12 protein-coding genes are annotated in these 12,461 nt (G+C 55.4%); 9 read left to right on the top strand and 3 right to left on the bottom strand.

Going from position 1 to position 12,461, the window contains the following annotated elements; genetic code table 11:
* Nucleotides 1-329 precede the first annotated feature (329 nt).
* A complete protein-coding gene (locus tag KKH3_RS01120) occupies nucleotides 330-794 on the bottom strand; it encodes an MEKHLA domain-containing protein (protein ID WP_039355025.1) in 465 nt (154 codons plus the stop codon).
* 274 nt (nucleotides 795-1,068) lie between these two features.
* Here KKH3_RS01120 and KKH3_RS01115 point away from each other — a divergent pair, with 274 nt between their 5' ends.
* The 6 genes from KKH3_RS01115 to KKH3_RS01090 all read left to right on the top strand — a co-directional run bounded on the left by KKH3_RS01115 (nucleotide 1,069) and on the right by KKH3_RS01090 (nucleotide 6,756).
* A complete protein-coding gene (locus tag KKH3_RS01115) occupies nucleotides 1,069-2,682 on the top strand; it encodes an ABC transporter substrate-binding protein (protein ID WP_039355022.1) in 1,614 nt (537 codons plus the stop codon).
* Nucleotides 2,660-3,619, top strand: coding sequence for an ABC transporter permease (locus KKH3_RS01110; RefSeq protein ID WP_039355019.1), 960 nt, complete (start codon nucleotides 2,660-2,662; stop codon nucleotides 3,617-3,619). The genes KKH3_RS01115 and KKH3_RS01110 overlap by 23 nt, the downstream gene beginning before the upstream one ends.
* Complete coding sequence (locus KKH3_RS01105; protein WP_039355015.1) at nucleotides 3,612-4,478, top strand: ABC transporter permease; 867 nt, start codon at nucleotides 3,612-3,614, stop codon at nucleotides 4,476-4,478. The genes KKH3_RS01110 and KKH3_RS01105 overlap by 8 nt, the downstream gene beginning before the upstream one ends.
* A complete protein-coding gene (locus KKH3_RS01100; protein WP_039355011.1) occupies nucleotides 4,475-6,178 on the top strand; it encodes a dipeptide ABC transporter ATP-binding protein in 1,704 nt (567 codons plus the stop codon). The genes KKH3_RS01105 and KKH3_RS01100 overlap by 4 nt, the downstream gene beginning before the upstream one ends.
* A gap of 75 nt (nucleotides 6,179-6,253) precedes the next feature.
* A complete protein-coding gene (yefM, locus tag KKH3_RS01095; protein WP_039355009.1) occupies nucleotides 6,254-6,505 on the top strand; it encodes a YoeB-YefM toxin-antitoxin system antitoxin YefM in 252 nt (83 codons plus the stop codon).
* Nucleotides 6,502-6,756 carry a Txe/YoeB family addiction module toxin gene (locus KKH3_RS01090; RefSeq protein WP_039282578.1) on the top strand — a complete coding sequence of 85 codons (255 nt, stop codon included), beginning with the start codon at nucleotides 6,502-6,504 and terminating at the stop codon, nucleotides 6,754-6,756. Before yefM ends, KKH3_RS01090 begins: the two co-directional genes overlap by 4 nt.
* Before the next feature lie 41 nt (nucleotides 6,757-6,797).
* Here KKH3_RS01090 and KKH3_RS01085 read toward each other — a convergent pair whose 3' ends face one another.
* Complete coding sequence (locus KKH3_RS01085) at nucleotides 6,798-7,652, bottom strand: helix-turn-helix domain-containing protein (RefSeq protein ID WP_039355006.1); 855 nt, start codon at nucleotides 7,650-7,652, stop codon at nucleotides 6,798-6,800.
* 24 nt (nucleotides 7,653-7,676) lie between these two features.
* Complete coding sequence (rhaS, locus tag KKH3_RS01080; RefSeq protein ID WP_039355002.1) at nucleotides 7,677-8,516, bottom strand: HTH-type transcriptional activator RhaS; 840 nt, start codon at nucleotides 8,514-8,516, stop codon at nucleotides 7,677-7,679.
* 336 nt (nucleotides 8,517-8,852) lie between these two features.
* Between rhaS and rhaB the strand changes: the two genes are divergently transcribed.
* From rhaB to rhaD, 3 genes are read left to right on the top strand one after another with little or no spacing between them, the layout of a single operon-like run.
* On the top strand, nucleotides 8,853-10,343 hold the full coding sequence (rhaB, locus tag KKH3_RS01075; RefSeq protein ID WP_039354998.1) for a rhamnulokinase: 1,491 nt from the start codon (nucleotides 8,853-8,855) through the stop codon (nucleotides 10,341-10,343).
* Nucleotides 10,340-11,602 carry an L-rhamnose isomerase gene (locus KKH3_RS01070; protein WP_039354995.1) on the top strand — a complete coding sequence of 421 codons (1,263 nt, stop codon included), beginning with the start codon at nucleotides 10,340-10,342 and terminating at the stop codon, nucleotides 11,600-11,602. The genes rhaB and KKH3_RS01070 overlap by 4 nt, the downstream gene beginning before the upstream one ends.
* Nucleotides 11,603-11,606: 4 nt before the next feature.
* Complete coding sequence (rhaD, locus tag KKH3_RS01065; RefSeq protein ID WP_039354992.1) at nucleotides 11,607-12,431, top strand: rhamnulose-1-phosphate aldolase; 825 nt, start codon at nucleotides 11,607-11,609, stop codon at nucleotides 12,429-12,431.
* The last annotated feature ends 30 nt before the right edge of the window (nucleotides 12,432-12,461 follow it).

Genomic DNA, 12,461 nt, shown 5'->3' with positions numbered 1-12,461 from the left:
TCTAGTATATTTTGTTATTAGGAACTTCGTTTTAAAATTTATAAAATAGAAAATAAAACAATGCGTTGATTTTTTGTGAAACTTTTATTCAATAATTGAAAAACCAGCTTCTATAACGTATACGAAATGTATATTTCCTCCGATAAAACGAAGAACAACTTTCCAATAAATAGCCGACAAACATATTTTCGGTTATTTTTTTGTAAAATACTAACAGTTCAGTAACTCATAATCTCACGCGGCACCACACTGATATTCAACCCACCACATGGATTGATAGCATGAAGGAATCCAGCCAACCCTCCCCCATACACCCGTTTTACTCTTCCTTAATTCTGCCGGAACCAACCCGGGCGCTGATGCGCTTCACGCCAGAATAATGCAGCCATTCCCCAGGATGCTCCGTCCTGATGACGTAATTGCCAGACCACACCACCGTAAATCGGAAATGTTTGGCCATTTTTTCTAACCCGAATTCCGGTGTAGTCATAGGCAATTCCCCGCTGAGACACATTTTCAAGAAACTGTAGCCGGGCTGGCTGTAAAACGGCTTCAGCACTCAGTCGGGAAGGCAATGCCAGCATTTCCGCTTCAGTGTATCCAAAACAATCGAGCGCATAGCGATTGGCATAAATAAAGCGAGGTTCGTCCCCTGTTCCTTGTGCTAACAGACTACAAGGAGCCTGTTCATGCAGCCATCGATAGCGGTCGACCAAACCAGCAGGGGAAGGCAGTGAAGTACCGTTCAATGCCAGGTAACATGAATCAATCTTCTCAAGCAATGTGAGCGACATAGCTTCTCCTTAACGATTTCTTCGTCATGAATTGCTCCCAGCAGTTGATGCGCATCAACCAGCACATCGAACAAGGGTAGTAATAAAAACCGATACCACCACCAAGATTCCAAAGAAAATCGTTCATCATCAGCGTAGGTAAAAGTCTTTCGCATATATATTTTTATGGAATTGAAAATCAATTTTTATTCTTTTACATGTATAAGTGCGCCCACTAGAGTAGCGAAAAACACCGCCGTGTATGGCCTCATGTCATTGGTAAAGGACACAGGGAATGGAAAAAAATCATCCGCAAGTTACGACTCTCGCCGCAGGGTTACTCTCGTTACTTTTCGCACTCAATCCCGGTGCGTATGCGGCGGAAACCGCTGAAAAACCGGTGTCTGGCGGTATTCTGAATGTCGGATTGGGCAGTGATACGCCGATTATCGACCCGCACATTACTGCCTATGGCGTCACAGCACTGATTGCCCGTAACGTGGTGGATTCACTGGTAGGACAGGCGGAAGATAACCGCTTTACGCCCTGGTTGGCGGAAAGCTGGAAAATTAATGACAACAACACCGAATACACCTTCCATCTGCGTAAAGACGTGACGTTCAGCGACGGCACCAAGCTGGATGCGGAAGCGGTAAAATACAACATCGAGCGTATTCTCGATCCGAAAACGACCTCCAGCTACGCGAAATCGCTGTTAGGTCCTATCGACAAGATCTCAACGCCGGATGACTATACGATTGTGATCCACTATAGCTCACCGTTTGCAGCGCTGTTACAGGGGCTAAGCCTGCCATATCTGGGCATTCAATCGCCGACGTACCTGAAAAAAACACCAAACACCAGTACCACAGTAGTAGGTTCCGGTCCGTTTATTCTTGACTCCTTTGTGAAAGGCAGCGGCAGCAAGCTGACGAAGCGTCCTGATTACAACTGGGGACCGGGTTACGCCAAGCATACTGGCCCAGCCTATCTGGATGGTCTGGTGTTCAAATATCTACCAGAAGCGTCGGTTCGCCTTGGCGCACTGAGCAGCGGCCAGATTCAGGCCATTGACGCCGTGCCGCCTGCCAATTTCCCGACGGTGAAGCGCAATCCAAAGCTGGAAGTGATTACCTATGAGAACCCGGGCGTTAACCGCGTACTCTATCTCAACACCACCAAAGGCCCTTTCCAGGATGTCGCGGTGCGTAAGGCATTCCAGAGCGCGGTAGATACTAAGGCGGCAGTAAAAGTGGCCTTCTTCGGTACGCTGAAAGCCGCCGATAACGTTCTCGGCCCGGCCACGCTATACTACGATCCGAGCGTCGCGTCCCGCTGGGGCTTTGATGTGAAGAAGGCCAACGAGCTGCTGGATAACGCCGGCTGGAAACAGAAAGACGGCGAAGGTTTCCGTACTAAAGATGGCAAGCGCCTGAGTGTCAGCTTCGTTTACGCCTCAACCAACGTTGAAGCCGCAGATGTCGCGCTGTTCCAGGCGGTACAATATCAGGTGAAGCAGGCAGGCTTCGAAGTCAAACTGACGCCAGTTGATGCGGGCGAATTCACCACGCGCACCAATGCCAACGAGTACGATATCGCTTCTAACTTCTTCGTGCGCGCAGAGCCCGATATTCTGCGTACCGTGTTCGATTCGGCCTATGCGCCACCGAACGGTAACGGCTTTACTCGCATCAGCGTGCTGGACGATAAACTGAGAAAAGCCATTGGTGCGGGTGACGCGGAACGTAAACAGCTCTACAGCGACATACAGCGCGAAGTCATCGATCAGGCGTATGTTGTTCCGCTGTACATTCCTGCCTATCAACTCGGCCTGTCCAAACAGGTACAGGGCATAAGCTGGGCGACCAACGCAAAACCGAACTTCTATGATGCCTGGATTAAACGTTAATCTGTACGCGTTAGGCAAACGTCTACTCACCATTCTGGCTGTGCTCTGGGGCGCAGCCACATTGACGTTTATTGCCGTCAAACTGATCCCTGGCGATCCCGTCGCCATTCTTAGCGGCGGCGACAACGTGGTAGATGAAGCCTATCGCGCCGTACTCATCAAACAATTTGGACTCGATCAGCCGCTGTGGGTGCAATATCTGCGCTACTGTGGGCAGGCGCTACAGGGCGATTTTGGCGTCAGCTATCTCTACCGCCTGCCGGTTGGTAGCGTGATTAGCGATGCGATGCATGAAACCCTGCCGCTGGCGCTCGGTGGCCTGATTCTGGCACTGCTTCTCGCGATTACCAGCGCGCTGCTCACCGCAGGCCGCTATGGTGCACTGCGTACCACCGTATCGTGGCTGGAACTGACGCTGCTTAGTACACCGGTCTACTGGATTGGTATCGTGCTATTAAGCCTGTTCAGTTTTCGCCTGCAATGGTTTCCAGTCACTGGCAACGACGGTGTTATGTCGCTGGTGTTACCGGTTATCACTCTGGGCTTGCCGATTGCCGCCATTCTAAGTCAGGTACTGCGTGACGGTCTGGAAGATGCACTCTCCCAGCCATTTTCGCTCACTGTACGCACGCGCGGCGTCAGCGAAATCCGACTACGCTTTCGTCACGGTTTACGCCACGCGGCGCTGGCCGCCTCAACGCTCACCGGCACGCTGCTGGCAAGCGTACTCGGCGGCTCCGTGCTGACCGAAACCGTCTTTGGTCGCGCGGGTATCGGGCAGGTCACGCTGAGTGCGATTGAAAACCGCGACATGCCGCTGGTGCTGGGCGTCGTCATGCTGTCCGCGTTCCTGTTCGTCGTCATCAACCTGCTGGTGGATGCGCTGTATCTCATTATCGATCCCCGCTTACGCAAGAAGGCGAGCGCCCATGAGTAGTGAACCCATGCCCTTCACGCAGATGCCATCAAGAAAAAACTATCGCAGCCCGTGGCTAAGCACGGCGACACTGCTGCCTGCCGCACTCGTGTTCCTGCTGGCGTTGGCGGTCTTTTTCCCCTCACTGTTTACCAGCCGCACCGCCGATGAAATGGATATGGGGGCGGTGTTCCAGTCGCCGAATAGCACTTACTGGTTCGGCACCGATCAGCTGGGACGCGACATTTTTTCCCGTATCGTCCACGGTACCTCGCTGTCGCTGGGGATTGGCGTCGGCGCGATGCTGATCGCCTGCTTCGGCGGCGTGCTGTTTGGCACCCTGTCGGTGCTCGCGCCACTGCGTATCCGTCAGGTTCTGGTGCGCCTGCTGGACATTATGCTGGCGTTTCCCGACCTGCTGCTGGCGCTACTGGTGATCGCCGTACTGGGACGCGGCCCGGAAAACACCATGCTGGCCGTCGGTCTGGCGGGGATTGCGGGTTATGCGCGTTTGATCCGTTCTCAGGTGTTGCAAGTCAGGCTATCCGGCTACGTTGAACATGCGATTGCACTGGGCGAACACCCGCTGTATATCGTTTTTCGCCATATCATTCCCAATACGCTGCGCCCGCTGTTGATTGTCGCGACCATTGGCGTCGGTCATGCGGTGCTGTCTGCCTCGGCGCTGAGCTTTCTGGGCTTGGGCGTCGTTCCACCGACTGCTGAATGGGGCGCGCTACTGGCTGACGGACGTAACTTCCTTGATATTGCGCCGTGGGTCAGCCTGCTGCCCGCCAGCGTCGTCGCGCTGTCGGTAATTTCCATCACGCTGCTGGGGCGTCGTTTACAGGCTATTTTGGCAAAAGGAGAGGCACGATGAGCCTGAACACACTCCCTCACTCCTCTCATTCCTCTTCAGATGCGGTGGCGAAGACGCCGTTGCTACGTGTAGAGAACCTGAGCGTCACGTTTCCCAGCCCATCCGGCCCCATTCGTTCGGTTAAAAACCTCTCTTTTCAGGTCAATGCTGGAGAAATTCTGGCGCTGGTCGGCGAATCGGGTTCAGGGAAATCCGTCACCGCCCGCACGCTGGTAGGTTTGGCCGGAGAAGTCGTGGACGTGCAGGCAAACGCGATTGAGCTCACGCGCCATGATGGCAGCCGGTGTGACTTACGCTATCTGACCGATCGCGACTGGCGAGCGATTCGTGGCCGTGAAATCGGCTTTGTTTTGCAGGATGCGCTGGTGTCTCTCGACCCGCTGCGCAAAATTGGGCAAGAAGTCGCGGAGCCGATTCTGACCCATCGCCTGTTGCCCCGCGAGAAAATTCCCGCCCGCGTCGCCGAACTCCTGACAAAAGCAGGCATTCCCGATCCTGAGAATCGCGCGGCGCAGTACCCGCATGAGCTGTCCGGCGGACTGCGTCAACGTGCGCTTATTGCCTCCGCGCTGGCAGCCGGCCCACAGTTGCTGATTGCCGATGAGCCCACCACCGCGCTGGATGCCACGGTGCAAAAGCAGGTGCTGAAAGTCTTCACTGCCTTGGCGCAGGCGGGGCACGGCGTGCTACTGATCACTCACGATCTTGCCGTCGTCGCGGACGTCGCGGATCGCGTCATTGTTATGCAAAACGGAGCGCTGGTAGAAGGCGGTGAGGCGCGGCAGATCCTGTCAGCACCGACGCATCCCTACACCCACAAGCTGCTAGCGGCGATCCCGACCGCATCTACGCGAGGAAAGTGGCTGGCTGGAGTCGATCCGTTACAGAGCGGTATTGCGCCATCAGCGGCGTCTCTGGCAGCGAATGACACTGACGATGCCATCGCCCTGACGGTGGATCGCATTGCGGTGTCGTTCAAGCGCCCGGACGGCAGCCGGATGCAGGCGGTCAATCAGGTTTCTCTCCAGATCAAACGCGGTGAAACGCTGGGCATCGTCGGGGAATCCGGCTCCGGTAAAACCACGCTGGGTAAAGTCATTTTGGCATTGCAAAAGCCGGACAGCGGTGAAGTCCGACTCGCGGATAATGCCTGGAGCACGTTAACGGAACGCGAACGCCGCCCGCTACGCGCCCGCATTCAGACGATCACGCAGGATCCGCTCAGCTCGTTCGATCCACAATTTACCGTCGCCCAGATTCTGAATCAGCCGCTGCGCCTGCGTCACGATCTGAGCGAGGATGAGAAACAGCGGCGTATTCTGACGCTGCTGGAGTATGTCGGCCTGACGCCCGACCTGCTGACCCGACGTCCTACGGCACTGTCCGGCGGTCAACGCCAGCGCGTTTCCATCGCACAGGCGTTGGCCTCAGATCCTGAAATCCTGATCTGTGACGAGCCGGTATCGGCGCTGGATGTCACAACACAGGCGCAGGTGTTGGATTTATTGGTGGCGTTGCAGCGCCAATTGGGGCTGACAATGCTGTTCATCTCCCACGATCTGGGCGTGGTACAGCACATGAGCCACCGCATCGCGGTCATGAAAGACGGGGATATCGTAGAAACCGGGTCGGTCGAACAGATCTTCAATCAACCGCAGCATCCTTACACCCGCCTGTTGCTCTCGACGGTGGCGGAGTAGCGCTGTTGAGGAAAGATTGGGTGGTTAAAAACGCGGCAACATTGTACAATGATAAGTACATATCAGGAGGTACAAATGCGTACAATTAGCTACAGTGAAGCCCGAAAAAATCTATCGGCGACCATGATGAAAACGGTCGAAGACCGTGCTCCCATACTTATCACCCGACAGAATGGTGAAGCCTGCGTGCTGATGTCTTTGGAAGAGTATAACTCTCTAGAGGAGACCGCGTATTTACTGCGTTCACCAGCAAATGCAAAAAGACTGATGAACTCAATCGAGAGCCTTAAAGCTGGCAATGGCGAAGAAAGAGATATCATTGAGTGAAACTAATCTGGTCAGAAGAAGCATGGGAAGACTACCTGTATTGGCAGGACATCGATAAGCGGATGGTCAAAAAGATCAATGAATTAATAAAAGAAACGCGCAGGACACCTTTTGAGGGAAAAGGAAAACCAGAGCCACTTAAACATAATCTTGCTGGTTTCTGGTCGCGCCGTATCACCGAAGAACATCGTTTGGTTTATGCCATCACCGATGACGCCATGATGATCGCTGCCTGCCGCTACCACTATTAACCCGTCATTGATTCATCGCACCCAATAGCTAAAAAGCGCCGTCACTCCACATTCAGGAAGCGCTGGCGATAAGCACTGGGCGAAACACCGAACGCCTGATGGAACACCACAGAGAAGTAGTTACTGTCCTCAAAACCACACAGCGCGGCAATGTCGCCGATGGTTTGCAGATCATAACGCAGCAGTTCCATCGCCTTACAGAGCCGCAGCTGGCGCAGATAATGTGGCACGCTCATGCCCGTTTGCTCTTTAAAGCGCGAACGTAAACTGCGGGCGCTGAAGTGGTGCTGTTCACAGAAAGCTTCAAAGCGGAACGGTGCCGCAATGCTGGCACGCAGCGCATTCATCAACATATCCAACTGGTGCGCATCGGCCAATTGCGGGTTATCCGGCGTGTGGCGATAGCGCGCCGCCAGCAGCGCAATCTGTAGCAACAGCGCTTCACTCAGTTGCAGCGAGAGTGCATCCGATTTCATGCACTCCTGCCTCAGCGCATCCACCTTCTCGCGGAGGGTATCCATGCCTTCCGAGCCTAAACACCAGTGGCGCTGGCTTTGTGGAAGCTCCCCGCCCGGCAGCAACGCTTGCCAATCGGCGGATAACGTCAGGCGATTGCGAATATAGAGAATGTTGTCCAGCTCAAGCTCGTGGACGGATTCATAGCTATGACGATCGTTTGCTGAAACATAGAACATATCGCCGCGGGTAATGCGGTAAGGCACATCGTTCCAGAGGTGCAGGCCATTGCCACGCCAGACGATGACGAGTTCATCAAAATCATGATGATGCAGCGGAAACACCGGCTGCGGGTGCCGTTCGGCCACCGTCACGGCATTCTTGTCGGTGAGGAAATAGTCTTCAGTCTGTAATTTCAAACCCCGTACTGCTGTCGCCATTCCCTTACCCGCCGTTGCCGTTACCTACTCTTCACGAGAAAACGCCTGATGGCGCAGTGATTTAGGCGCCTGCGAGAATGCCTTGCGGAATTGCGTCGAGAAATGATTACTGTCGCTAAATCCACAGGCGTGCGCAATCGTGGTAATCGAATCATCACTCTGCTGCAACCGCCGACGAGCCTCCAGTAATCTTAACCGATTCAGATAGCGTTGTGGCGTCATACCCGTGTGTTGTTTGAGCTGACGGTGCAGCGTACGCAGCGGCAGCGAGAACTGATCGGCCAGACTGCCCCAGTTCACCTCTTCACTGTAGTTGTTTTGCAGCCAGCCCAGCAGCGCCTGAACCCCCTGACGCTCGGGGCCGTTAGACTGCGTCTGGAAGCAGTGTTGGCGCAGTTGCACCAGAATGTGCAGAAACAGGCTCTCGCTGGCGGCAATCGCTTCCGGTGCATCGCTCTGCGCCAGTTCAGCCAGACTGTTCATCGACTGTTTCAGCTGCTGCATCCCCGCCGCATTGACCTGCCACTGCCCATGCCACTCGCCGTTCGGGCCATACGGCAAAAAGGCGGCGATATCGGAAAGGAAGCGGAATCCGCGCGGCGAGCGGTACAGCATGTTGGTCAGGCACAATCCTTCGACGTCTTCAAACAGATGCCGATCGTTATCACGAACGAAGAATACCGAACCGCTGCACAGTGCATAGGGCTGATCGTTAAACACATGAACACCAGCGCCTTGTTCCACCAGCACGATTTCCCAGAAATCATGATAGTGCTCAGGAAACGCCGCTTGTGGGGTGCGCGGCTCAACCGCAACCGTTACGGCACGCGAAGTAAAAAAGTCATCACCACGAAGTAACGTCATTTCAGTTCTCCATTCAGCCTCTGGCAAAAATGCGGCCTTTGAAAAAGGGTAGCCAGAAGCCACAAAACCAGCCTTAAAATACCGTCACTCGCACGCCGTCTGGCTGCTCTTTTTTTAAGATCGCACCGCCCAATTGATTGAAGTGTGGTAAGGATCACACCGCTTTTTCCCTTATTTTTACGTGGTTATTCCCTAAATAATTTCCCAGATTGTGAGCCCTTTCACGGTCAGCTTTGTCATTTTGCCAGCCGCTTGTTGTAGATGGCACTCATAGGAAGGTGGCTTCTGTTACCGCTCCTTACACTGCAACACATCCAACAAGTAAGGAGTGCGGCTATGGCGGTGAAGAATATCGTGGCGGTGGATTTAGGGGCGTCCAGTGGTCGGGTCATGCTGGCAACCTTGCACACCGCAACGCAGCATTTAACGCTGAAAGAAATTCACCGTTTCAGCAATACGCTGGTGTTTCAGGACAACCATCACCAGTGGGATCTGGCCGCGCTGGAAAGCGACATCCTCACCGGATTACACCAAATCGATGCCATGGGTATCACCCCCGATAGCATTGGGATCGACAGTTGGGGCGTGGACTATGTGCTACTCGATAAAAACGGGCAGCGCGTCGGCCTGCCCTATTCCTATCGCGACCACCGCACCGACGGCATAATGGCCGCTGTTACCGCAGAACTGGGACGTGAAGCTATCTATCAGCGTACCGGCATTCAGTTTCTGCCGTTTAATACGCTGTACCAGCTTAAAGCGCTGTGCGATGCACCCTCTGACGATCTGGATCAGGTGGCACACCTGCTGATGATCCCCGACTATTTTCACTATCGCCTCACGGGGAATGTCGTCTGCGAATACACCAACGCCAGCACAACCCAACTGCTTAATCTGGAAAAGAAAACCTGGGATAGCGAACTGCTGGACTATCTGAGCATCCCGCGCCGCTGGTTGAGCGATCCGGTGCAGCCGGGGCACGCCGTCGGGAACTGGACAGCGCCGAGCGGACGACACATTCCCGTTACCACTGTCGCCACGCACGATACCGCCAGCGCGGTAGTCGGCGCACCGTTGCTGAGCCGCGACAGCGCCTACCTCAGTTCCGGCACCTGGTCGCTAATGGGCATCGAGAGCGACACGCCGTTTAATAGCCCGCAGGCGCTGGCCGCCAATATCACCAACGAAGGCGGCATAGACGGCACCTATCGGGTGCTAAAAAATATCATGGGTCTGTGGCTGCTACAGCGCGTTTGTCAGGAGCGTGATATCAAGGACTTAGGCGCGCTGATTCAGTCCGCTGCCGCTCTGCCCGCCTTCACCAGCCTGATTAACCCCAATGACGATCGTTTTATCAATCCACCGTCCATGCATCAGGCGATCCGCGACTATTGCCGTGAACACGGCCAGCCCGTGCCTCAAAGCGATGCCGAACTGGCACGCTGCATTTTCGACAGCCTCGCGCTGCTTTACCGGCAGGTGGTGCTGGAACTCGGCGAACTGCGCCATGCGCCAATCCGCCAGTTGCATATTGTCGGCGGTGGTAGCCAGAACGCCTTCCTAAACCAGCTGTGCGCCGATGTGTGCCAGATTCCGGTTCTGGCCGGGCCGGTCGAGGCCTCGACGCTTGGCAATATCGGCTGCCAACTGATGGCGCTGGGCGCCGTCGCCGACCTTGCCGCCTTCCGGCACATGCTGACTCATAACTTCCCTCTGCATCGTTATACCCCGCGTGCGGAGAGTGATTTTGCCGGGCACTGGCGTCGTTTTCAGGCGCTCAGCCAGCCAGAAACCGCCCCACAGGGCAAAAAGGAGACCATGCAATGAGCACACCAATTGAAGCTGCCTGGCAGCTGGCAAAAACGCGTTACGCCAGCCTGAATATTGACGTAGAAGCGGCGCTGGAACAGCTTGATCAGATCCCGGTGTCAATGCACTGCTGGCAAGGTGACGATGTGGCTGGGTTCGAGAATACGGGCGGACCGTTGACCGGCGGTATTCAGGCCACCGGCAACTACCCCGGCAAAGCGAGCACGCCAGATGAACTGCGCGCCGATCTGGAACAGGCCTTTGCGCTAATCCCCGGTCCCAAGCGGCTGAACCTGCACGCCATCTATCTGGAATCCGCACAGCCCGTCGCCCGTAACGAGATTGCCCCCGAGCATTTCAGTTCCTGGGTCGCGTGGGCCAAGCGCCATCAGCTCGGGCTGGATTTTAACCCGACCTGCTTTTCTCATCCGCTGAGCGCAGATGGCTTTACCCTGTCACACCCGGATGAAAAAGTCCGCCGCTTCTGGATTGAGCACTGTCAGGCCAGCCGCCGGATTTCCGCCTACTTTGGGCGCGAACTCGGCACGCCGTCGGTAATGAACATCTGGGTGCCAGACGGTATGAAAGATTTAACCATCGATCGTCTGGCGTTCCGCCAGCGGCTGCTCAGCTCACTGGATGAGATCATCGCCGAGCCGCTCGATCAGGCGCACCATATCGACGCGGTGGAAAGTAAACTGTTCGGGATCGGCGCAGAGAGCTTTACCGTCGGTTCCAGCGAATTCTATCTCGGCTACGCGACCAGCCGCGGCACCGCGCTCTGTCTGGATGCCGGACACTTCCACCCGACCGAAGTGATTTCCGACAAGATCTCCAGCGCGATTCTTTACGTTCCACGCCTGCTGCTGCACGTCAGCCGTCCAGTACGCTGGGACAGCGACCATGTGGTGCTACTGGATGACGAAACGCAGGCCATCGCCCACGAAATCGTGCGCCATAAGCTACTTAACCGCGTGCATATCGGGCTCGATTTCTTTGATGCCTCGATCAACCGCATCGCCGCCTGGGTTATCGGCACCCGCAACATGAAGAAAGCCCTGCTGCGCGCCCTGCTGGAACCGACAGAAACGCTGCGCACACTGGAACAAAACGGCGATTACACCGCGCGTCTGGCCCTGCTGGAAGAGCAAAAATCGCTACCGTGGCAGGCCGTGTGGGAGCACTACTGTCAGCGTCATGACGTCACCCCGGGCAGCGAATGGCTGCAACAGGTGCGTCAGTATGAAGAAACCATCCTCACTCAACGTCAAGGGTAAGATTATGCAAGCAATTCTCTCTTCCTGGTTTGTACAGGGAATGATTAAAGCCACCAGCGACATGTGGCTCAAAGGCTGGGACGAACGTAACGGCGGTAACGTCAGCCTGCGCCTGACGGCTGAGGATGTGACGCCTTATGAAAGCGATTTCTACCCGCAGCCGCGCCATGAGGCGTTATCACAGCCGATGCCTGCGCTGGCAGACTGCTGGTTTATCGTCACCGGCTCCGGCAAATTTTTCCGCAACGTGCAGTTGGATCCCGCCGATTCACTGGTGGTGCTACAAGTTGATAGCGATGGCAAAGGCTATCGTATTTTCTGGGGGCTCACCAACGGCGGCCTGCCGACTTCTGAACTGGCCTCGCATTTCCAGTCGCACATTGTGCGTATGGGCGTGACTCACGGGCGCGACCGCGTCATCATGCACTGCCACGCGACCAACCTGATCGCCCTGAGCTATGTGCTAGAGCTGGACACCGCGACATTCACGCGTGAACTGTGGGAAGGCAGCACGGAGTGCCTGGTCGTCTTCCCAGACGGCGTGGGGATTGTGCCGTGGATGGTTCCGGGCACCGATGCCATTGGCGATGCCACTTCCGAGCAAATGAAGCGTCATTCGCTGGTACTGTGGCCCTTCCACGGCATCTTCGGCACGGGCCCAACGCTGGATGAAGCCTTCGGCCTGATCGATACCGCAGAGAAATCCGCCGAAGTGATGGTGAAAGTGAGATCGATGGGGGGTAAGAAGCAGACGATTTCGACCGAAGAGCTGATCGCACTGGGTAAACGTTTCGGCGTCACGCCACTGGAAGCCGCGCTGCGCGTGTAGGTTGTGTAACACCTATACGCAATAGCATTA

The organism is Pectobacterium actinidiae (genome assembly GCF_000803315.1).
GTDB lineage: Bacteria > Pseudomonadota > Gammaproteobacteria > Enterobacterales > Enterobacteriaceae > Pectobacterium > Pectobacterium actinidiae.
This window is presented reverse-complemented; position numbering and strand designations above follow the sequence as displayed.

Excerpts from the sequence above, each read along its gene's own strand:
- yefM (WP_039355009.1), top strand. The coding sequence starts at position 6,254 with ATGCGTACAATTAGCTACAGTGAAGCCCGAAAAAATCTATCGGCGACC.
- KKH3_RS01100 (WP_039355011.1), top strand. The coding sequence starts at position 4,475 with ATGAGCCTGAACACACTCCCTCACTCCTCTCATTCCTCTTCAGATGCG.
- KKH3_RS01120 (WP_039355025.1), bottom strand. The coding sequence starts at position 794 with ATGTCGCTCACATTGCTTGAGAAGATTGATTCATGTTACCTGGCATTG.
- KKH3_RS01070 (WP_039354995.1), top strand. The coding sequence starts at position 10,340 with ATGAGCACACCAATTGAAGCTGCCTGGCAGCTGGCAAAAACGCGTTAC.
- KKH3_RS01105 (WP_039355015.1), top strand. The coding sequence starts at position 3,612 with ATGAGTAGTGAACCCATGCCCTTCACGCAGATGCCATCAAGAAAAAAC.
- rhaS (WP_039355002.1), bottom strand. The coding sequence starts at position 8,516 with ATGACGTTACTTCGTGGTGATGACTTTTTTACTTCGCGTGCCGTAACG.
- rhaB (WP_039354998.1), top strand. The coding sequence starts at position 8,853 with ATGGCGGTGAAGAATATCGTGGCGGTGGATTTAGGGGCGTCCAGTGGT.
- rhaD (WP_039354992.1), top strand. The coding sequence starts at position 11,607 with ATGCAAGCAATTCTCTCTTCCTGGTTTGTACAGGGAATGATTAAAGCC.
- KKH3_RS01110 (WP_039355019.1), top strand. The coding sequence starts at position 2,660 with ATGATGCCTGGATTAAACGTTAATCTGTACGCGTTAGGCAAACGTCTA.
- KKH3_RS01115 (WP_039355022.1), top strand. The coding sequence starts at position 1,069 with ATGGAAAAAAATCATCCGCAAGTTACGACTCTCGCCGCAGGGTTACTC.
- KKH3_RS01085 (WP_039355006.1), bottom strand. The coding sequence starts at position 7,652 with ATGGCGACAGCAGTACGGGGTTTGAAATTACAGACTGAAGACTATTTC.